The sequence below is a fragment of the Pseudonocardia sp. N23 genome (genome assembly GCF_002583555.1).
Classification (GTDB): domain Bacteria; phylum Actinomycetota; class Actinomycetes; order Mycobacteriales; family Pseudonocardiaceae; genus Pseudonocardia.
This window is the reverse complement of the sequence record NZ_BEGX01000028.1, coordinates 1-19,561: the sequence shown is the minus strand read 5'-3', so window position 1 is coordinate 19,561 and position 19,561 is coordinate 1. Positions and strand designations below refer to the sequence as shown.

Here is a 19,561-nt window from a genome sequence, read left to right as displayed (position 1 = left end):
ACACCAGGCGCAGACGTCGTCACGAAGCGGTCGAGGCACGTTTGTTGCGTGATGTCAAGCTTGTGACCTGCGACGACGGTGCATCCCGCCGGGCGAGGAGGAGTCCGACCGTGTTAACCTGGGTTCAGCGAAAGGGGCAGAGGACACATGGTTTTCAAGGTCGGAGAGACCGTCGTCTACCCGCACCACGGTGCCGCTCTCATCGAGGCCATCGAGACCCGGACGATCAAGGGCGAGGAGCGCAAGTACCTCGTCCTCAAGGTTGCCCAGGGTGATCTCACGGTGCGTGTTCCCGCGGAGAACGCCGAGGTCGTCGGCGTCCGCGATGTCGTGGGCCAGGAAGGCCTCGACAAGGTGTTCGAGGTGCTTCGTGCGCCGCACACCGAGGAGCCGACCAACTGGTCGCGGCGGTACAAGGCCAACCTCGAGAAGCTCGCCTCAGGCGATGTGAACAAGGTGGCCGAGGTGGTGCGTGATCTGTGGCGTCGTGAGAAGGACCGCGGCCTGTCCGCGGGTGAGAAGCGAATGCTGGCCAAGGCCCGCCAGATCCTCGTGAGCGAGCTCGCGCTCGCCGAGGGCACCGATGAGGAGCGGGCCGAGGTCCTGCTCGACGAGGTGCTGGCGACGGCCGCTCCGGCCTGACCCGTACGTCCGGTTCGAACGTCCCATACTTCCCGGCACACGTCGTGAGCGTCGTCGCGGTGGTCCCCGCTGCGGGCTCTGGTCAACGACTTGGTGCCGGCGAGCCGAAGGCGTTCGTGCCGGTCGGCGGTGTGCCGATGCTGGTCCGTGCGGTCGACGGGCTGCTCGAGTCCGGTGTGGTCGATCACGTCGTGGTGGCCGCCCCGGCCGAGCTGGTCGACCGTGCGGTCGCGCTTCTCGACGGACGTCCTGTCACCGTGCTCCCGGGCGGAGCCGACAGGACGCAGTCCGTGCTGCGCGCACTCGGCGCACTGCACGGCGTCGGAGATCCGAACGACGTCCACACTGGGGATGAACGACCGGGGCCACCCGTTGGTGACGGGTCCTCGTCGACGGTCCCGGGCGAGGGTGTCGAGGTCGTGCTCGTGCACGACGCCGCCCGCCCGCTGACGCCTCCCGCCCTGGTCGCGGCCGTCGTCGCCGCGGTTCGGGCGGGCCATCGCGCCGTGATCCCCGTCCTGCCCGTCGCCGACACCGTCAAGCGTGTCGACGCGGACGGCGACGTCGTGGGCACGGTCGACCGCTCGGTGTTGCGTGCTGTCCAGACGCCGCAGGGGTTCGCGCCGGAGCTGTTGCTGCGCGCGCACCGCACAGCGGCGGCGGCGGGGGCGGCCGCGACCGACGACGCCGGCCTCGTCGAGGCGCTCGGCGAGACCGTCCACACCGTCCCGGGGGATCCCGCGGCCCTGAAGGTGACGACACCCTGGGACCACCGTCTGGCGGAGTTCCTGGTGACGGGGGAGGCGGCGGGTACGGTCGCGCGATGATCGCTGCGATCCCCCGGGTCGGCGTCGGGACCGACGTCCATCCCGTCGATGCGGGCCGTCAGTGCTGGATGGCGGGCCTGTGGTGGGAAGGTGTCGACGGTTGTGCCGGGCACTCCGACGGCGACGTCGCCTCCCACGCGCTGTGCGACGCGCTGCTCTCGGCTGCCGGCCTGGGCGACCTCGGAGCGGTGTTCGGCACCGGCCGCCCGGAGTGGGCGGGGGCGGGTGGTGTCCAGCTGCTCGCCGAGGTGCGCAGGCTGCTGGAGCGCGACGGCTGGGTCGTCGGCAACGCGGCGGTCCAGGTGATCGGGAACGCGCCGAAGATCGGGACCCGGCGGGCCGAGGCGGAGCGGGTGCTGTCCGGCGTCGTCGGGGCCCCGGTCGCGGTGTCGGGTACGACGACCGACGGCCTGGGGCTCACCGGCCGCGGCGAGGGCATCGCGGCGATCGCGACGGCGTTGATCGTCCCGGCGCCCTGACCTGCTCCATCCCCGCCGAGTTCGACGTAGGACCGCTGTCGAGCATGATCGGCGGGTCTGTTGTCGAACTCGGCGGAAGCCGTAGCGCTCGGGGCGCAACGGCACGGCGCGTCAGGGCAGCGCATCCAGTCGTGCCTGGACCTCGTCGGGGGTGAGCGTCCCGGCCGGCGCCGACACCATCCAGTGGTGCCCGAAAGGGTCGACGACCCGGCCGCCGCGGGAGCCGTAGTCGTGGTCGGACACCGGGTACACGACGGTCGCGCCCGCGGCGAGCAGCCGGTCGGTCACGGCGTCGGCGTCGGTGACGCCCAACGACATCAGCACCGGTGGGTGTTGCCCCGGCGTCGGTGCGGGGTCGCCGTCGCCCGCGTCCTTGAGCTCGAACCGCAGGGCTCCGACGGTCAGCGAGGCGTGCACGATGCGCCCGTCGACGGTGTAGCTCTCCTCGACTGCCGCGCCGAGCGCCTCGGTGTAGAAGGCGAGGGCGGCGGCGCCGTCGGGGACGACGAGCTTCGGGGTCAGCTGGAAGATCTCGGCCATGCACCCAGCGTGCCGCGTGGAGGGGGTGCCGTCTTGGACGAATGGGACCCGGGCCGACGACGGATGCCGACCTGGTCACCCGTAGTCTGTGTGGGGTGAGCCTGCGACTGCACGACACCGCGACCAGGGAGCAGCGTGACTTCGTTCCGCTGCGGGCCGGGACCGTGTCGATGTATGTCTGTGGGGCGACGGTCCAGGGCGTGCCGCACATCGGCCACGTCCGCAGCAGCCTCAACTACGACGTCCTGCGCCGCTGGCTGACCCACACGGGCCACGACGTCCTGTTGGTGCGCAACGTGACCGACATCGACGACAAGATCCTCCGCAAGGCCGCCGACGCCGGCCGTCCGTGGTGGGAGTGGGCGGCGACGCACGAGCGCGCCTTCTCCACGGCGTACGACGCGCTGGGCTGCCTGCCCGCGTCGGTCGAGCCGCGGGCCACGGGCCACGTCACGCAGATGGTCGAGCTGATCGAGCGGCTGATCGCGGGCGGGCACGCCTACGCCGCGGGCGGCGACGTCTACTTCTCGGTGCGGTCGTTCCCGGAGTACGGGGCACTGTCGGGGCAACGCGTCGACGACGTCGCCCAGGGTGAGGGCGACTGCGGCGCGAAGCGCGACCCTCTCGACTTCACGCTCTGGAAGGGTGTCAAGCCGGGCGAGCCGTCGTGGCCGACCCCTTGGGGCGCAGGGCGTCCGGGCTGGCACCTGGAGTGCTCGGCAATGGCCACGGCCTACCTCGGCGCCGAGTTCGACATCCACGGCGGTGGTCTCGACCTCGTCTTCCCGCATCACGAGAACGAGCAGGCGCAGTCGCGCGCGGCGGGCGACGGGTTCGCCCGTTACTGGCTGCACAACGCCTGGGTGACCATGGGCGGCGAGAAGATGTCCAAGTCGTTGGGCAACACGCTGTCGATCCCGGCGATGCTGGAGCGGGTCCGCGGCGTCGAGCTGCGCTACTACCTGGTCGGACCGCACTACCGGTCGTCGATCGAGTACTCGGACGCGGCGCTGGCCGAGTCGGTGTCGGCGTACCGGCGGATCGAGTCGTTCGTGGGCCGGGTCGCCGAGCGCATCGGCACGCCGGGTGTCGCGTCGGAGGTGCCGGCCGACTTCGCGGCCGCCCTCGACGACGACCTCGGCACGCCCGGCGCGATGGCGGTCCTGCACAACACGGTGCGCGAGGGCAACACGGCGCTCGACGCGGGGGACCGCGATGCGGCCCGTGCGGCCGCGGAGTCGGTGCGCGCGATGACCGGCGTCCTCGGGCTCGATCCGCTCGACGAGCGGTGGGCGGCCGGTGGGTCGGACACCGCGGCGATCACGGCGCTGGGCGCCCTGGTCGACGATCTGCTGGTGAAGCGGCAGGAGGCCCGCGCGGCGCGGGACTTCGCCGCCGCCGACGAGGTACGCGACCGGTTGACCGGCGCGGGTATCGCGGTCGAGGACGGCCCCGACGGGCCGACCTGGTCGCTCAAGGATCTTCAGTGACAGTTCAGCGAGGTAGCAGGTAGATGGCGGGCAACTCGAGGCGACGCGGCGCGACCCGTAAGGACGGCACCAAGAAGGGTGCTGTCGTGGGGTCCGGCGGCCAGCGTCGTCGCGGCCTGACGGGCAAGGGTCCGACGCCGCCGGCGTCGGCACGTCCCGGGCATCCGGCGGCGCGCAAGGCGGCGCGCGACGCGAAGGCGCAGGCCAAGGTCGCGGGCCGGCAGGGCGGCGGCGGCAACCGCAGCAGGCGCGCGGGCGACGGCGAGACCCCGGAGACGGTGCTGGGGCGCAACCCGGTCGTCGAGTGCCTGCGGGCAGGTGTCCCGGCGACGGCGCTGCACGTCGCCGTGGGCGCGACGACGGACGAGCGGATCAAGGAGGCCGTGCACCTGGCGGCCGATGCGGGGATCTCGATCCTGGAGGTCCCGCGCAACGATCTCGACCGCATGGCGGGCGGGGCGCTGCACCAGGGCGTCGCCCTGGTCGTGCCGCCGTACGAGTACTCGCACCCCGACGAGCTGCTCGAGCTCGCGGCCGACTCGGGCGCCCCCGCGCTGATCACGGCGCTCGACGGCGTCACCGACCCGCGCAACCTCGGTGCGATCGTGCGCTCGGCCAGTGCGTTCGGCGGGCACGGTGTCGTCGTCCCGCAGCGGCGGGCCGCGGGGATGACGGCGGTGGCGTGGCGGACGTCGGCGGGCACGGCGGCGCGGCTGCGAGTGGCGCGGGCGACCAACCTGACTCGCACGCTGCAGGAGTACGCCGGCACCGGGATGATGATCGCGGGCCTCGCGGCCGACGGCGACGTCTCGATCGACGACTTCGACCTCGCCACCGATCCGCTCGTGCTGGTCGTGGGCTCGGAGGGCAAGGGTCTGTCGCGGCTGGTCCGCGAGACCTGCGACGTGACGGTCTCGATCCCACTGGCCCGTGACGTCGAGTCGCTCAACGCGTCGGTCGCCGCGGGTGTCGTGCTGGCCGAGGTCGCACGCCGCCGCCGCATCGGCTGAGCCGCGCCGGGAGACCAGCGCCCGCAGGGTGTGGATGAGGTCGTGCGCCCGGCCGCCGGTCCTTGTCGCGTCAGCCGGTGCGGACCTGGCCGCGGGCCCGGCCGACGAGCCGGCAGGTGATGTAGCCGAGGAACGCGATCGTCGCGACGTAGCCCGAGATGGGCAGGCCGGGTGCGAGCGACAGGATCGTGCCGCCGACGAGCGCGACCTCGGCGATGACGACGGCGAGGATCGTCGCCACCAGGGGGCTCGCGGTGACGCGGGCCGCGGCGGCACCGGGAATGATCGTCACCGACAGGACGAGGATCGCGCCGACGATCGGGACGGCGAGTGCGGTGACGAGCGCGATGAGCACCGCGAACAGTGGTGACAGCAGCCGGACCGGCACGCCACGGGCGACGGCGACGTCGGGGTCGGTGCTGGCGAACAGCAGCGGCCGGTAGACGACGGCCATCGTCATCAGCACCAACGCCGTCACGACGACGAGAACCCACAGGTTCGTGGAGTCGACGGACACGATCGAGCCCGTGAGCAGGCCGAACTTGTTGGACGCCCGCCCCGGGTAGAGGGCCAGCAGCAGCACGCCGAGGCCCAGCCCGAACGCGAGGACGACACCGATCACGGAGTCGCGTTCGCGTTGGCGCAGCCCCAGCAGCCCGAACACCAGTCCCGCCACGACCGAGCCGGCGACGGCCCCGATGCTCACGCTGACCCCGAGCAGCAGCGCCGCGGCGCCGCCGGTGAACGCCAGCTCCGAGGTGCCGTGCACGGCGAAGCCCATGCCGCGTGCCACGATCAGCGGTGCGAGCACGCCCGCGACGAGCCCGAGCAGCGCCGCGGCGAGCAGTGCGTTGCGCACGAACGGCTGCGCCAGCAGTTCGGCGGTCCCGTCGAAGGTGAAGAGCTTGTCGAGCACGTCGTTCACGGTGTGGCCGCTCCGCCCGCCGGGACGACGGCGTCGTGGTGGTGGCTGCAGTCGTCCACGCCGACGACGACGAGCCGCTCCCGGACCCGCAGCACCTCGACCTCGGTCCGGTACAGCTCGGACAGCGTCTCCGACGTCATCACCTCGTCGGGGGTGCCGAACCGGAACCGGCCGTCGACCAGGTAGAGCACCCGGTCGACGAGCGGCAGGATCGGGTTGATCTCGTGGGTCACGAACAGCACAGCTGTTCCCGCGGTACGGCGCCGCTCGTCGATGAGGTGGCTGACGGTGCGCTGGTGCGCCAGGTCGAGGGAGAGGAGTGGCTCGTCGCACAGCAGCACCCGCGGATCGCCGACGAGTGCCTGCGCCACCCGCAGCCGCTGCTGCTCGCCGCCGGAGAGCCTGCCCACGGGCGAGCCCGCGTACCCGGTGGCACCGACCGCGGCCAGCGCGGCATCGACCCGGCGGGACCGCTCGCGGCGCCCGCGCAGGCCGAGGCCGAAGTGGTGGCCGTCCAGGCCGAGACCGACGAGGTCGCTCGCCCGCAGCGGGACGTCCTCGGCGAGGGCCTTCTGCTGCGGGATGTAGCCGATGCCCTCGCCGCCGCGGCGTACGGGCCGCCCGTCGACCAGCACCTCGCCGGCCGTCACCGGCTGCAGCCCGAGCAGGACGCGCAGCAGCGTGGTCTTCCCGGATCCGTTGGGGCCCAGGACGGCGACGAACTCCCCACCGGGGATCTCGAGGTCGAGCCCCTCCCAGAGAGTGCGAGTGCCGAACCGGACGGTGGCACCCCGCAGCTCGACGGCCGCGGGCTCGCGGCGGTCGGCGGTGTGCAGGCCGGTCATCGCACCTTCCCGGAGAAGGGTCATCCGAGCGCCGTGGTGAGCGCGTCGATCTGCTGGGACTGCCACGAAACGTAGTCGGTCACGCCCGCGGGCAGCGTCTCGGTCACCTCGACGACGGGCACACCCGCCGCGGTGGCGGCCTGTTCGACCTGCTGGGTGGCCGGGCTCTCGGTCTGGGCGTTGGCGACGAGGACCTTCGCGACGCCGCCGCCGAACACCGACAGGGTCTGCTGCAGGACGGCGGCGGGCGGGTCGTTGCCCTCCTCGACGGCCTCGGAGAACGCCTCGGGGGTGACGTTCTGCAGCCCGGCGGCGTCGATCATGTAGAGCGGGACGGGCTCGGTGATCGCGGCGGCGGCCCCGCCGTGCGCGGCCTTGATCGCGTCGAGCTTCGCGATGAGACCGTCGAGCTTCGTCGAGAAGGCGGCGGCGTTGGCGGTGTAGGCCGCGGCGCCGGCCGCGTCGACCTTGCCGAGGTCGGTGGCCAGGGTGGTCGCGAGCTTCTTCATCGTCGGCAGGTCGTACCAGACGTGCTCGTTGAACTCCTCGCCCGCGGGCACCTGCGCCTCGAGGCCGGAGAGCACCGTGACGTCGATGGTCTGCGGGGTGGTCCCGGCGGCGTCGACGAGCTTGGTGGCGAAGTCGTCGTAGTGCCCGCCGTTGACGACGACGATCGCGGCCTTGCCCACCGCGAGCGCGTCGGCGGGGGTGGTCTCGTACTCGTGGGGGTCCTTGGCGGGGTCGTCGATGATCGAGGTGACGTCGACCCGGTCGCCACCGATCGCGCGCACGACGGCGCCGTAGACGTCGGTGGACGCGACGACGGCGACCTTGCCACCGGCATCGGTGGTCGTCGCCGGGGCGGCAGGGGTGGTGCTGCTGCTGCCGCAGGCGGCGAGCACGGCCGCGGCGAGGAGTGCGCCACCGAGGGTGGTGGCGACGCGGCGCAGAGTCATGTCGGGGCTCCGTATCAACGAGTGCGCATATCTGTATTGAAAACCGTTGTCAATTCACTCTACAGTGGGAGCTCCCCGGGGCGGCAAGGATCGTCCGGACCCGAATGCGATGACGCCCACGGCCCCCGGGCTGTTGTTGTGCCACGCGCCTGGTTAGGTTCGGAGAATGTCCCAGCCCAACGCGCGCAGGCCTGCCACGCTGGCATCCCTCGCCGCCGAGCTGGGGGTGTCCAGGACCACGGTGTCCAACGCCTACAACCGGCCGGACCAGCTCTCGGCGACGCTGCGGACCCGCGTCCTGGAGGCCGCCCGCCGGCTGGGCTACCCCGGGCCCGACCCCGTTGCCCGCTCGCTGCGCACCCGCCGCGCGGGTGCCGTCGGGCTCCTGCTCACCGAGGCCCTCTCCTACGCGTTCCGCGACCCGGTGGCCACCGGCTTCCTCGAAGGCCTCGCCCTCGCGTGCGAGCAGGCCGGCCAGGGGCTGCTGCTCATCCCCGTCAGCCCGTCGCAGCCCGACGTCACCACGGTGCACCAGGCGGGCGTCGACGGGTTCGTCGTCTACTCCGTGCGCGAGGACGACCCGCACTTCCTCGCCGTCCTCGAACGCCCGGTGCCGACCGTCGTGTGCGACCAGCCCATCGGGATCGACGGCGTCGACCGCGTCGGCATCGACGACCGCGCCGCCATGCTCGGCATGGCCCGGCACCTCACCGGGCTGGGGCACCGCCGCATCGGGGTGCTCTGCATGCGCCTGGGACCGGACGCCCACGACGGCAGCGCCGACCTCGCCCGCCAGATGCAGACCACCTACCCCGTGCAGCGCGCCCGGCTCGGCGGCCTGCGAGAAGGGCTCGGCGAGGTGGGCGTCGACTGGGCCGACGTACCCGTCCACGAGCGCTTCGTGCACTCCGTCGACGCCGGCGAGGCCGCCGCCGCCGAGCTCCTCTCGGCGAACCCCGGCATCACGGCGCTGGCCTGCACCTCCGACATACTGGCCCTCGGCGCGCTGCGCCACGCAGCCGCGCGCGGTCTCGCCGTCCCCGAGGACCTCACGATCACCGGGTTCGACGGCGTCCCCGAGGCCGAGCGTGCCGGGCTCACCACCATCCGGCAGCCGGTGCGGGAGAAGGGGCAGGTCGCGGGCGAGCTGCTGCTCGAACGCGGCGAGCGCAACCGGCCCCGCCAGGTCGTGCTGCCCACCGAGCTCGTCGTCGGCGCCACCAGCAAGGGACCACGCGAGTCGCGTTTCTTCTCCGGCTGGTAGCCGCTACGCGCGTGCGTCGCGCAGCAGGCCGAGCACGTCGGACACCGCCGCGGGGTCGGCCACCCGGAACCCCGCCCTCGTCGGGCCCTCGCCCACCTTGATGCCGACGTCTCCGTCCCCGAGCCGGGCGAAGCCGGTCTCGTCGGTGACGTCGTCGCCCGCGAAGATGACGGCGTCGGCGCCGGTACGGGCGCGCAGCACATCGATCGCGCTGCCCTTGCTGACCTCGACCACCGCGAGGTCGATGACGGCCTTGCCCTCGATCGCGTCGATGCCCGGCGCCACCGCGGGACCGGTCCGGACGGCCGCGAGCACCCGGTCGGCGACGTCGGGCGCCGCGTTGCGGACGTGCACCGCCGCGCCGGCGGGCTTGCGCTCCAGCGCCACCCCGGGCTCGCCGTCGATCAGCGTCTCGAGCTCGGCGAGCAGGTCCGCGCGGCGGCGACGCTGCTCGTCGTCGAGGAAGCCGTCCGCGGCGTCGGAGAACTCGCCGCCGTGGCTGCCGACCAGCACCAGCGGCGGCCCGAACCCCGACACCGCGCGCAGGTCGTCGAGGCCGCGGCCCGAGACGAGCGCGACGGTCGTCGACGGCAGGGCGGCCAGCCCGGTGAGGGCCGCCGCCGAGGCGGGTAGCGGCCGGGCCGCGGACGGCACGTTTACGATCGGGGCGAGCACCCCGTCGAAGTCGAGCGCGACGAGCAGCCGCGGCACCCCCGCGACGCGGGCGAGCGCCGCGGCCAGGGCTGCGTCGTCAGTCATCGGTGGGTTCCGGCAGCCCCAGCGCGGAGAGGAACGACCTCGCCCAGCGGTCGACGTCGTGCGACATCACCTGGCGGCGCAACGCCTTCATCCGTTTGCGGTTCTCGGCCTCCGGCGCGTTGACGGCCTCGGCGATGGTGGCCTTGATGCCGTCGGTGTCGTGCGGGTTGACCAGGTAGGCCTGGGTCATCTCGACCGCGGCGCCCGCGAACTCCGACAGCACGAGCGCGCCGCCGAGGTCGGACCGGCAGGCCACGTACTCCTTGGCGACGAGGTTCATGCCGTCGCGCAACGGCGTCACCAGCATGACGTCGGCCGCGAGGAAGAAGGCGGCCAGCTCGTCGCGCGGCAGGGCCTGGTGCAGGTAGTGCACCGCGGGGTGGCCGACGCGGGAGTACTCGCCGTTGATCCGCCCGACCGTCTGCTCGATGTCGTTGCGCATCTGCTGGTAGTGCTCGACCCGCTCGCGGCTCGGCGTCGCCAGCTGGATCATGACGACGTCCTCGGCGTCGAGCGTGCCCTCCGACAGCAGCTCGTGGAACGCCTTGAGCCGGACGTCGATGCCCTTGGTGTAGTCGAGGCGGTCGACACCGAGCAGGACGCGCCGCGGTTCGCCCAGGTCGGCGCGGATCTCCGCGGCCCGCTTCTGCACGGCCTCGCTGCGCGCCGTCTTGTCCAGGGCCTCGGAGTCGATCGAGATCGGGAACGCGCCGACGCGGATGTGCCGGTCGCCCAGCTCGACCTCGAGCCGGTTGTGGCCGGGCTTCGCGTCGGTCAGCCTCGTCGCGAGCGAACGGAAGTTGCGGGCGCCGCCCGCGGTGTGGAAGCCGACGAGGTCGGCGCCGAGGAGCCCCTCGACGATCTCGCGTCGCCACGGCAGCTGCAGGAACAGCTCGGTGGGCGGGAACGGGATGTGGAGGAAGAAGCCGATCCGCAGGTCGGGACGCAGCTCGCGCAACGCCTTGGGCAGCAGCTGCAGCTGGTAGTCCTGGATCCAGATGGTCGCGCCCTGCGCGGCCACTTCGGCGACGGCCTCGGCGAAGCGCTGGTTGACCCGCACGTAGGCGCGCCACCAGTGCCGGTGGAACGCGGGCGGGGCGACGACGTCGTGGTAGAGCGGCCACAGACAGCCGTTGGAGAAGCCCTCGTAGTAGTCGGTGACCTCCTCCGAGGTGAGCATCACCGGGTGCAGCTGCAGGCCGTCCTCGACGAGCGGCTCGACCTCGGCGTCGGCCAGGCCCGGCCAGCCGACCCATGCGCCCTCGCGGCTGCGCAGCATCGGTTCCAGTGCCGTGACCAGCCCACCCGGGCTGCGCTTCCAGCGGGTGGTCCCGTCGGGCAGCTTCTCCAGGTCCACCGGAAGCCGGTTCGCGACGACGACGAACTCTGCGCCCGGAAGCTCGGTGCCGTCGGCTGTCTCGGTGGCCAAATCACCCTCCAGACGGGCGCGGCGGGGGGTGCCGCGGACCCGGTACCGGGAGATTACTGGGGCTCGGCGTCCGGTGCGTCGTTCGTGACGGCTGGCACCGGCTCTCTCGTGCGGGGCCGCACGACGAACTCGCCCAGCGCCACCCCTGCCGCCAGCGCCAGCCCGATGGCCAGCGCGAGCGTCACCGTCACCAGGCCTTCGGCAACCCCTTGCACCGCAAGCTGGTAGAAGCCGCGGTAGGCCGTCAGACCGGGCAGCAGCGGGGTGATTCCCGCAAGGGTGACGACGAGCGTCGGCACCTTCGTCGTCCGCTTCAGGACACCGGAGAACACCCCGATGACGACGGCCGCGATTCCCGTAGCGGCGATCGGCCCCGTGTCCGCGACCTGCGAGAGCAGCCAGTACATCCCCCAGCCTGCCGCCCCCGCGACACCCGCCAGTGGCAGCGTCCGCAACGGCGCGTACCCCGCCAGCGCGTACGCCGCCGCCGCCACCGCGCCGAGCAGCAGCGACAGCCAGAACCGGCCGACCGACACCGACACGTCGCCCGACACCTCCAGGGCGACGCCCACCTCGAACCCGAGCTTCAGCCCGATGACGACGCCCGTCAGCAACCCGGCCGACAGCAGCGCGATCTCCACGCCGCGGCCGGCCGCCGTGACGTAGTAGCCCGTGATGGCGTCCTGCACCGTGCTGACCACCGACAACCCCGACAGCAGCACCGTGATGCCCGCCGCCACCACCAGGGACGGCCGTGCCCCGTCCGGGAACACCCCGGCCGCGAGCAGCCCCACCGTCGACAACGTCGCGAACAGCCCGCCGACGACCTGCAGGAAGAACGTCGGCAGCCCCCAGCGGCTGAGCAGCCGGCCCGTCCGGTCGATCAACGCCGTCACCACGAACGCCAGCGCCGCCGTCACCGGGGCGCCGCCCAGCAGGATCGCGAGCGTTCCCGCGAGCAGCGCCCAGCCGGCCGTCGCCACCCAGCGGGGGTAGGGGTGTGGGGCCGAGGTCACCGCCGACAGCGCCTTCGCCGCCGTGCGGACGTCCGCGTTCCCCGCCTCCACCTCGGCGACCAGCTGCCGCACCGCGGCCAGCCGGGTGAGGTCGAGCGAGCGGTAGCGCACGAGCCGCATCGACGTCACCGGCGCCGCGACCTTGCCGCGGTGGCAGCACATCGTCACCGACGTGAACGTGATGTCCACCTCGACCGCCGACAGCCCACCCACCCGGGCCAGCCGCAGCATCGTCTCGGTGACCTCGTCGACGCTCTCCCCGCTCGACAGCAGCACCTCGCCCACCCGCATGCAGAGGTCGAGGACCTCCTGCACGCGAGCGTCGTCGGGGACCTTCGGGCCGACCTCGAGCATCGGCACGGTCGGCGGGCCGGCCGAGAGCAGCCGGCGGGCGTCGCGCCGCAGCGCACCCCGCAACCTGCGGGTGAGCCGGTCGGCGGCGCCATCGTGCGAGCCGACCACGGTCAGCGGCGGGGGACGACGGTCACGGGCACGTCGGCCAGGGTAGGGGCCTGCTCACCGGCGGGTGCGTCGGCGGTAGCACGAGACCGCGAACACGAACGACGACACGAGCCGCCCGACAGCCCACACCGGCCCGATCCAGCCCGCCGACCCGATCGGCGTTCCCCGTCAGCAGCCCGCGGATGATCGGCGTGACCGGCTGGTGGTCGCCGATCGCGCGCAGCACCGCGGGAATGGTCTCCGCCGGAACGAACGCGCTGCTCAGACTGAGCAGGAACAACATCACGAAGCTGAGCGCGCCGGCCGACTCGACGCTGCGCGCCAGCGCCCCGAGGCCCGCGGCCGGCCACGACAGCGCCAGCACGTACAGCAGCACCAGCCCGGCCGCGAGCAGCCAGTCGAGCGACGTCGCCGTCGGCCGGAACCCCATCGCGAGTGCCGCCGGCACGACGACGGTCGTCGCGACCGCGTTGCGCGCCACACTCGCCGCGACGTGGCCCGTCAGGTCGCCGACACCTGCAACGGCATCGACCGCAGCCGGTCGATCATGCCGCTGTCCGTGTCGTCGGCCACCGCCACCGCCACCGCCATTGCCGTCGACGCGGCGCCGTACCCCGCGCACAGCAGGATCGTGCCCGGCACCACGTACGTGACTTAGGCGCGCCGGTGTCGATCGCCCCGCCGAACACGTAGACGTACAAGGCCGTCATCAGCAGCGGTAGCACCACCGACATGATCATCGTGTCGACGTTGCGCCTGGCCAGCCGGACGCTGCGGTCGACCATGCCATCGCCAGGTAGAGGCGCCGCCGCATCCCACCGGAGTACGTGACGACGCGCCGGTCCGCCGCGTCGGGAAGATCGAACCGGTCGAGCAGGTCCGCGCCGCCGCACCGCGCCGGGCCCAGGCGCAGCAGCCTGCCGATCATCGCCGGTTCTCCCGGCCGGTCCGCTGCGCGTCGACAGCCGCGTACTGGCCGGTCAGCACGATGACCTCCCGCACCCGGCGTGCCTGGGTCATGACGTCGAAGCCCGCGATCCGTGCCGACCCGCCGTCGGGGCTGGGCGCGGGGGTCACCGCGATGTATCGCGCACACCTCTGGGCTGCGACGCTTCCGCGCACCGGCCCGCCCGTCGACCCGCACAACCTCGCCTGGTTCGACGCCGCCCTCGGCGCCCTCGCCGACAACGGCCTCGACCCCGCCGCCTTCGGCGCCCGCTACGGCGCCGTCCTGGCCCGCGTCGTCGACCCCCGCGCCGTCCCGCGCTCGCCGCCGTCGTCGAGTCCGGAGCCTTCGACGTGACCGCCACCGACTTCGGCGAGGACGTCGCCGACGACTTTCGACTTCGGCCTCGAATGCTTCCTCGACGGCGTCGCCGCGTCATCGCGCGGCAGGGGTAGCGGCGCGCGGGGGAGTCGGGGTGGCCACTACGATTCGGGGGTTTCCAGCACTTGCCGGTGTAGCTCAGTGGTAGAGCAACCGCCTTGTAAGCGGTAGGTCGTCGGTTCAATCCCGACCTCCGGCTCCACGCCTGACCAGCAGTTCCTTGGGCTGCTGGCCCGCCCCGAGCAGTCCTCGTGGGATCAAACGTGGTGCGAGCGCGCTACGATCATGCCGTGGCGCGACGATCTTCGGCACTTCAGGGGCGGGCGAAGGGCAATATCGAGTCCCTGCCCAGCGGTGCGCTGCGAGTGTCGGTCTACGCCGGGATCGACTCGGTCAGCGGGCGTCGCCACTACCTTCGAGAGACGATCAAGGCAGGTCCAGACGCGGCGGCGAAGGCCGAGGCTGCGCGTCTGCGGATGCTCGGTGAGGTCGCAGAGCGGCGCAATCCGCGCACGAGCTCGACGATCGACCAGCTCCTTACGAAGTACCTCGACCAGTTCGACGGCGCGCCCAACACTCTGGACCTCTACCGCGGATACGTGCGCAACCACATCTCGCCCAAGCTCGGCCGCCTCAAGGTCGGCGCTCTCGACGCCGACACGCTCGACTCGTTCTATGCGGACCTGCGTCGTTGCCGGAAGCACTGCGACGGTCGGCCGCTGATCGACCATCGCGTTGATCGCGATCACGAGTGCGACGATCGATGTCGTCCACACACGTGCAGTCCGCTCGAGGCGTCGACCGTCCGGCATATGCACTTCATCTTGTCTGGCGCCTACCGGAAGGCCGTGCGCTGGCGGTGGGTCGGAGCTAGCCCGGTCGGGCAGGGCGAGCCGCCTGCGGCGCCGGCGGGAAAGCCGCGACCGCCGTCGCCGGCGCAGGCCGCGCGAATCCTCAACGAGGCGTGGCGCGACGCGGACTGGGGCGCAACGCTCTGGGTGGCCATGACGACCGGCGCGCGACGGGGTGAGATCTGTGCGGTCCGCTGGTCCTCTGTGGACCTGGAGCCCGGGCGAGAGACGCTCTGGCTGGAGCACGCGATCCGCAAGGAGCACGGTCGACTCGTCGAAGCCGAACTGAAGAACCATCAACAACGGCGGATGGCACTCGACAAGGAGACCGTCGCGGTGCTCCAGGAGCACTATCAGCGACGTGTCGATCGAGCGGCCTCGCTGGGCTTGATTCTCGATCCGGACTCCTTCGTCTTCTCCGGTGCGCCGGATGGGTCGACCTTCCTGATCCCGGATAGCTATGGACAGCGATACGACCGCCTAGTGAGTCGGCTCGGGATCGACACGAACCTGCACAAGCTGAGGCACTACACCGCAACGGAGCTCATCGCCGCGGGCGTGGACATTCGTACGGTGGCCGGTCGCCTCGGGCACAGCGGCGGCGGGATCACGACGCTTCGCACCTACGCGGCGTGGGTGTCGGAGGCGGATCAGCGGGCAGCCGTCAGCCTGACGGCGCGGATGCCCCAGCGGCCGACGGCTGCTGACACGGCGGCATGGGCAAGGGCCAACCCGACGCACCCCTACGAGATCGTCACGGCCGCGTTGGCCAAGCAGGTCCAGGACGGCGAGCTGGCGGTCGGGGCTGTAGCTCCTACAGCTCAAGAGATCGCAGACGCTCACGACGTCTCGCTGTCGACGGCGCGCCGCGCTGTCGCGCTGGCCAAGTCCTGGGGGCTGTTGGTGAACGACGGGCAGCGGCGGCTTCGCGTCCGCGCGCTCGCAGCCCTGGCTGAGCCGGCGGCGCCTATCGCGCCGGCTCCGAGGTCGGATGTCGGAGGCTCGTACTGGTCTGTGACGCTGGTCAGCGACGAAGGCGTCAGAAGCCGGCCGCGCACGGTTCGAGCCTCGATCGAGGATCCGGACTCCTTCGAGTCACACGCGGCCAGCATCGCCGCGATCGACTTCGGCGGCGGAACGACCGACGGGAGCGGCGGCTATGAGCTCGAGGTTTGCCGACCCGGCTCCAGCGACGTGCTCGCGATCCTGCGTTGGGGATGACCGACGCGGCCGAGGTGCGCCACGGGTGAGGCGTGGTGGGGTTAGCCTTCGGGCTCGTCATCGCCTTCGACAGGAGCAGTCTCGACGTGGCAGCCCGCGGCACCTACCGCAAGATCGCCGACGAGCTGCGCCAGTCGATCGAGCGCGATGAGCTGCGACCGGGCGAGATGCTGCCCTCGGAGCTCGCGCTCTGCGAGCGCCACCAGGTGGCGCGTGGGACGGTCCGGGCGGCGCTTGCACTGTTGGTCGACGAGGGGCGGATCGAAGTCCTTCCGGGACAAGGCCGCCGCGTCGTCGGCGCTGGTCCGTCGACTCCCTCGACTGCGTACGAGCGGATCGCCGCAGCGTTGATGCAGCGCATCGACGGAGGAGAGTTCGGAGCAGATGATGTGCTCCCTAGCGAGGCTGCCCTCGTTGCTGAGTACGGCGTCTCGCGGAACACTGTCAGGAAGGCCTATCAGCGACTCGTCGACGAGGGTGTTGTTGTTGTGCGCCAAGGCGCAGGTGCCTTTCGGGCGCCGCGGTAGCTATCAGGTCGTGTTCGGTGGGGTCGGCCATGATGTCGATCTGGCCGGATACCGTCTCCTACATGACACGGCCGGAAGACGAGGCGCAGCGGTGGATCGTGCACAGCGAGCAACCGGTCTATGAGAACGAGTGGGTGACGGTCGGCCTTGCCGACATCTCCATGCCGTCGGGCGAGCGCTTCGAACACCACACGGTCGTTCTCCCGGCGGCTGCAATGACGGTCGTACTGGACGACGCAGGCGAGCGTGTGCTCCTCGCCTGGCGGCACCGGTTCGTGCCTGACGTGTGGAACTGGGAGTTGCCCGGCGGCCTGCTCGACCCCGAGGAGACTCCCGCCGAGACCGCCGTGCGCGAGGTGGAAGAGGAGACCGGCTATCGGGTTCGGTCGGTCGACCATCTCGTGACGTTCGAGCCGATGATCGGCATGGTCCGCAATGCCCATCACGTGTTCCTCGCCCGCGGAGCGGAGCGGATCGGGGAGGCGACCGAGGTCAACGAGGGTCGCTTCGAGTGGGTCACCCTGGCGGACGTCCCGGAGCTGATTGCCAAGGGGCGCATCGTGAACTCGGGGTCCCTCGTGGGGCTGCTGTATGTCCTCGCCCTCAGCGGCAGTCGTGGCGACTCAGGCGGTCAGTAGTTCAGCGATCCTTCGCCTTTGCCGGGCAGACCCCGTCCGGCCGGCGAGCTCGGCCGCGCGCTGAGCATGGCGCTGCGACTCGGTGAGGTCCCCGCGTGCGCTGTGCGCGAGGGCGAGGTCGACGCGCAGGCTGACCTCGGCGCGCCCGTAGTTGCCTTCGCCCATGGCGTCGAGCGCGGTCACAAGGTCCTCGATCGCCGACGTCTCGCCGAGCCGGGCGAGGCAGTGGCCGCGCCATCGCGTGAGATGGCCGGCGTCGAGCATCAGATACGGCAGCGCGTCGTCGACATCGTCGGGCAGTGCGGCGTCGGAAGTGTCGAGCGCTCGAAGGGCGGCGTCGCGTAGCCCGAGTGCTGCGAGCGCCTCGCCTTCGGCGGCGTGCAGCCAGGCGAGGAGATGGCGAGGCGCCGGTCCGTCGAGGCGTTCCCGCGCGGCGAGGATGAGAGTGTGGGCATCGGCCGGTCGGTCGCCATCGAGGAGTACGTAGGCCTGCTGGGCGCGCGCATATGCGAGCGCGGCGACGTCCCCACTCTCTCTCGCCGCCGCAGTCGCGATCTCGTGGAGTCTCCACGCCTCACCCAAGTCCCCGAGGTCGAGAGCCTGCCAGCCGGCGAGGGCTGCAGCCTGGCTGAGCTCACCGGCGGCTGCGTCTCGATGGTCGCCCGGAAGCGCATACCTGACCAGCTGCTCGACGTTGTCGACGTGTGCTCTCGCCTGTTGGAAGATCGACTGTCCGCCGAGGCGTCGATCGAGCAGGCGAATGCTCTGTGTCTGGCCGCGCAGCAGCTCGACGAGTCCAGGGTCGAGCCTGCTGAACTGAGGGATCGCCGCCATTGAGACGTTCTCGGCTGATGGCTGAGATGGGAGCGCCGCGGTGTCGGTGATGCCGAGCTCGGCTGCGGATTGGTCGTAGACCTCGCAAAGGAGGTCGCGATAGAAGTCGCCGACCGCTCCGCCTTGGTTCTCCCAGATCGCGACTCTGCGGCTCAGGCTCTCGTCCTTGGGGAGGGTCTCGCCGCGGCGTGCGGCAGCGTTTCGCAACTCGTGCAGCAGGCGCGCCTTCTTCCAGCCTCGTTCGGCACGTGCTTGCGCCAGTTGGCTCAGCATCGTCCCCCCGTTCGCCTTAATGATCACGATGACGCCTTGAGCTGCAGGAATCAACCCTGATCCGCCCTCCGCGTCATCTCGCGTCACCCCGCGTCATCTGTCGTCGACCCCGCGCACTCCAGCAACCTTGGGGAGCACGAGATGGCGGGCGTTGACAGGGCTCCCTCTCGTACCTACCTTATGTAGTACATGTACCCAACATGTATAGAAACGGAGCGACGATGCGAGGTCTCAAGATGGCGAGCCAAGGAGCGACGGGTGCGCCACGGTTCTACAGCGTTGCCGAGGTTGCAGAGATCTTCGGAATGTCGACGATGACGGTCTACCGGGCGATCGCCGCCGGTGAGTTCCCGGCGGTGCGAATCCGCGGCAGGCTGATCGTGCCGGCGAAGGCCGTCGATGCGATGGTTGAGGCCGCAGTGGCCGAGCGAACGGTCGTCGACGCCGGCACGTGGGTCGCTGACGCTGGGACGACGGCATGAGCAGCGTTGGCGTGTTGATTCTGTTCGCGATCGTCGGTGCGGTGATCTGCGCGAAGTGCCGGGTGCCGGCGGGCGCAGTGGTGTTCTCGCTGGTCGCGCTGGTGATGTTCGTCGCGACACCGGCGGGTCAGGGGTTGCCGGAGGCTGTGGCGTCGTTCCTGTCGACGGTCGACGACTCGACCACTCCCGCCCTGACGCACCAGGCGCCTGCGGGTTCGGGAGCGGTCGGATGACCGCCGCACACCACGAGGTTCGCAACTGGCACGCCGATGCGCTGTGCGTGCAGGTCGACCCAGACCTGTTCTTCCCCGAGACCGACCGAGGCACGGCGTTCGACCGGCAGGTCACCGCGGCGAAGCGGGTGTGCGCAGGCTGCCCCGTCCTCGCCCAATGCCTGGACTACGCGCTGCGCGCGCTCCCGGACGGGATCGCCGGCGGCACCACACCAGCAGAACGCTCCAGCCTGCGCCGCCGCCGCGGTGTCGAGCTACAGGACGTGCGGGCCAGTCTGCTGCCGCCGGACGGGCAGCGCGAACGCGCCGCCGCAGGTCGGCAAGCCGCTGCGGCGGGGACGGATGCGTCGGAGTTGATGCGCCGCTTCGGAGTCGTCCGCGAGACGGCGCGGCGGTGGCGCGCCGATGCCCACCGCATGTCCCAGACACCCACGTCCGCAAGGGGTGTGGGGGAGGGGAGTCCGGCGGCTACCGGATCTCCCCTCCGAATCTCCACAGCACGGCAGGCCCTGGCAGGCAACACAGCACCGG

The 19,561-nt window shown here is 71.6% G+C and carries 25 protein-coding genes and 1 tRNA gene; 14 read left to right on the top strand and 12 right to left on the bottom strand.

Annotated elements, in window-relative coordinates:
* The first annotated feature begins 147 nt into the window (after positions 1-147).
* Genes TOK_RS08380 through ispF form a run of 3 tightly spaced genes read left to right on the top strand, consistent with a single transcriptional unit; the run spans position 148 to position 1,948 of the window.
* Positions 148-642: a CarD family transcriptional regulator gene (locus tag TOK_RS08380; protein WP_098957234.1), complete on the top strand. Its 495-nt coding sequence runs from the start codon at positions 148-150 to the stop codon at positions 640-642.
* A gap of 44 nt (positions 643-686) precedes the next feature.
* Positions 687-1,469, top strand: coding sequence for a 2-C-methyl-D-erythritol 4-phosphate cytidylyltransferase (locus tag TOK_RS08375; protein WP_098957233.1), 783 nt, complete (start codon positions 687-689; stop codon positions 1,467-1,469).
* Complete coding sequence (gene ispF, locus TOK_RS08370) at positions 1,466-1,948, top strand: 2-C-methyl-D-erythritol 2,4-cyclodiphosphate synthase (RefSeq protein WP_098957232.1); 483 nt, start codon at positions 1,466-1,468, stop codon at positions 1,946-1,948. Before TOK_RS08375 ends, ispF begins: the two co-directional genes overlap by 4 nt.
* 111 nt (positions 1,949-2,059) lie before the next feature.
* Here ispF and TOK_RS08365 read toward each other — a convergent pair whose 3' ends face one another.
* Positions 2,060-2,488: a glyoxalase/bleomycin resistance/extradiol dioxygenase family protein gene (locus TOK_RS08365; protein ID WP_098957231.1), complete on the bottom strand. Its 429-nt coding sequence runs from the start codon at positions 2,486-2,488 to the stop codon at positions 2,060-2,062.
* A gap of 95 nt (positions 2,489-2,583) precedes the next feature.
* On the opposite strand from TOK_RS08365, the gene cysS reads away from it, so the two are divergent.
* Together cysS and rlmB are read left to right on the top strand one after the other, a co-directional pair.
* Positions 2,584-3,978: a cysteine--tRNA ligase gene (gene cysS, locus TOK_RS08360; protein WP_098957230.1), complete on the top strand. Its 1,395-nt coding sequence runs from the start codon at positions 2,584-2,586 to the stop codon at positions 3,976-3,978.
* Positions 3,979-4,001: 23 nt separating this feature from the next.
* Positions 4,002-4,988: a 23S rRNA (guanosine(2251)-2'-O)-methyltransferase RlmB gene (rlmB, locus tag TOK_RS08355; RefSeq protein WP_098957229.1), complete on the top strand. Its 987-nt coding sequence runs from the start codon at positions 4,002-4,004 to the stop codon at positions 4,986-4,988.
* Between the two features lie 70 nt (positions 4,989-5,058).
* Here the strand turns inward: rlmB and TOK_RS08350 are convergent, their stop codons facing one another.
* Genes TOK_RS08350 through TOK_RS08340 form a run of 3 tightly spaced genes read right to left on the bottom strand, consistent with a single transcriptional unit; the run spans position 5,059 to position 7,714 of the window.
* Complete coding sequence (locus TOK_RS08350; RefSeq protein ID WP_172457484.1) at positions 5,059-5,904, bottom strand: metal ABC transporter permease; 846 nt, start codon at positions 5,902-5,904, stop codon at positions 5,059-5,061.
* Positions 5,905-5,909: 5 nt separating this feature from the next.
* Positions 5,910-6,758, bottom strand: a complete 849-nt coding sequence (locus TOK_RS08345; RefSeq protein WP_098957227.1) for a metal ABC transporter ATP-binding protein — start codon at positions 6,756-6,758, stop codon at positions 5,910-5,912.
* A gap of 20 nt (positions 6,759-6,778) precedes the next feature.
* Positions 6,779-7,714 (bottom strand): metal ABC transporter solute-binding protein, Zn/Mn family, encoded by a 936-nt coding sequence (locus tag TOK_RS08340; RefSeq protein ID WP_098957226.1) that lies wholly within the window; start codon positions 7,712-7,714, stop codon positions 6,779-6,781.
* A gap of 166 nt (positions 7,715-7,880) precedes the next feature.
* Here TOK_RS08340 and TOK_RS08335 point away from each other — a divergent pair, with 166 nt between their 5' ends.
* On the top strand, positions 7,881-8,978 hold the full coding sequence (locus TOK_RS08335) for a LacI family DNA-binding transcriptional regulator (protein WP_098957225.1): 1,098 nt from the start codon (positions 7,881-7,883) through the stop codon (positions 8,976-8,978).
* Between the two features lie 3 nt (positions 8,979-8,981).
* Here TOK_RS08335 and otsB read toward each other — a convergent pair whose 3' ends face one another.
* From otsB to TOK_RS33275, 7 genes are all read right to left on the bottom strand, one after another.
* Positions 8,982-9,737 carry a trehalose-phosphatase gene (otsB, locus tag TOK_RS08330; protein ID WP_098957224.1) on the bottom strand — a complete coding sequence of 252 codons (756 nt, stop codon included), beginning with the start codon at positions 9,735-9,737 and terminating at the stop codon, positions 8,982-8,984.
* Positions 9,730-11,166, bottom strand: a complete 1,437-nt coding sequence (locus TOK_RS08325; RefSeq protein WP_098957223.1) for a trehalose-6-phosphate synthase — start codon at positions 11,164-11,166, stop codon at positions 9,730-9,732. Before TOK_RS08325 ends, otsB begins: the two co-directional genes overlap by 8 nt.
* Positions 11,167-11,219: 53 nt before the next feature.
* On the bottom strand, positions 11,220-12,644 hold the full coding sequence (locus TOK_RS08320; protein ID WP_098957222.1) for a threonine/serine exporter ThrE family protein: 1,425 nt from the start codon (positions 12,642-12,644) through the stop codon (positions 11,220-11,222).
* Between the two features lie 22 nt (positions 12,645-12,666).
* A complete protein-coding gene (locus TOK_RS33915; protein WP_253258260.1) occupies positions 12,667-13,125 on the bottom strand; it encodes an ABC transporter permease in 459 nt (152 codons plus the stop codon).
* Positions 13,126-13,145: 20 nt separating this feature from the next.
* Complete coding sequence (locus tag TOK_RS33910) at positions 13,146-13,289, bottom strand: hypothetical protein (RefSeq protein WP_253258259.1); 144 nt, start codon at positions 13,287-13,289, stop codon at positions 13,146-13,148.
* Positions 13,290-13,380: 91 nt separating this feature from the next.
* Positions 13,381-13,572: a hypothetical protein gene (locus tag TOK_RS08310; RefSeq protein WP_098957221.1), complete on the bottom strand. Its 192-nt coding sequence runs from the start codon at positions 13,570-13,572 to the stop codon at positions 13,381-13,383.
* Entirely contained in the window at positions 13,569-13,721 is a 153-nt protein-coding gene (locus TOK_RS33275; protein WP_216361903.1) for a hypothetical protein, read from the bottom strand. Before TOK_RS33275 ends, TOK_RS08310 begins: the two co-directional genes overlap by 4 nt.
* Before the next feature lie 4 nt (positions 13,722-13,725).
* On the opposite strand from TOK_RS33275, the gene TOK_RS32475 reads away from it, so the two are divergent.
* The 5 genes from TOK_RS32475 (at position 13,726) to TOK_RS08285 (ending at position 17,208) form a co-directional block, all read left to right on the top strand.
* The gene (locus TOK_RS32475; RefSeq protein WP_216361902.1) at positions 13,726-13,947 is read left to right on the top strand and encodes a hypothetical protein; all 222 of its coding nucleotides are present in this window, start codon (positions 13,726-13,728) and stop codon (positions 13,945-13,947) included.
* 151 nt (positions 13,948-14,098) lie between these two features.
* A tRNA-Thr gene (locus TOK_RS08300) sits at positions 14,099-14,173 on the top strand.
* 49 nt (positions 14,174-14,222) lie between these two features.
* Entirely contained in the window at positions 14,223-16,043 is a 1,821-nt protein-coding gene (locus TOK_RS08295) for a tyrosine-type recombinase/integrase (RefSeq protein WP_172457483.1), read from the top strand.
* 35 nt (positions 16,044-16,078) lie between these two features.
* Positions 16,079-16,570 (top strand): winged helix-turn-helix domain-containing protein, encoded by a 492-nt coding sequence (locus tag TOK_RS08290; RefSeq protein ID WP_172457482.1) that lies wholly within the window; start codon positions 16,079-16,081, stop codon positions 16,568-16,570.
* Between the two features lie 29 nt (positions 16,571-16,599).
* Positions 16,600-17,208, top strand: coding sequence for an NUDIX hydrolase (locus TOK_RS08285; protein ID WP_253258258.1), 609 nt, complete (start codon positions 16,600-16,602; stop codon positions 17,206-17,208).
* Here TOK_RS08285 and TOK_RS08280 read toward each other — a convergent pair.
* Positions 17,194-18,342 carry a hypothetical protein gene (locus TOK_RS08280; RefSeq protein ID WP_253258257.1) on the bottom strand — a complete coding sequence of 383 codons (1,149 nt, stop codon included), beginning with the start codon at positions 18,340-18,342 and terminating at the stop codon, positions 17,194-17,196. The two genes, TOK_RS08285 and TOK_RS08280, sit on opposite strands and share 15 nt — an antisense overlap.
* 173 nt (positions 18,343-18,515) lie before the next feature.
* On the opposite strand from TOK_RS08280, the gene TOK_RS33905 reads away from it, so the two are divergent.
* The 3 genes from TOK_RS33905 to TOK_RS35010 form a co-directional block, all read left to right on the top strand.
* Entirely contained in the window at positions 18,516-18,797 is a 282-nt protein-coding gene (locus TOK_RS33905) for a helix-turn-helix domain-containing protein (RefSeq protein WP_306305130.1), read from the top strand.
* The gene (locus TOK_RS08270) at positions 18,794-19,030 is read left to right on the top strand and encodes a hypothetical protein (RefSeq protein WP_098957216.1); all 237 of its coding nucleotides are present in this window, start codon (positions 18,794-18,796) and stop codon (positions 19,028-19,030) included. Before TOK_RS33905 ends, TOK_RS08270 begins: the two co-directional genes overlap by 4 nt.
* Positions 19,027-19,561 (top strand): WhiB family transcriptional regulator (locus TOK_RS35010; RefSeq protein WP_141566318.1); only part of this gene is annotated, 535 nt, incomplete at its 3' end. The genes TOK_RS08270 and TOK_RS35010, both read left to right, overlap by 4 nt.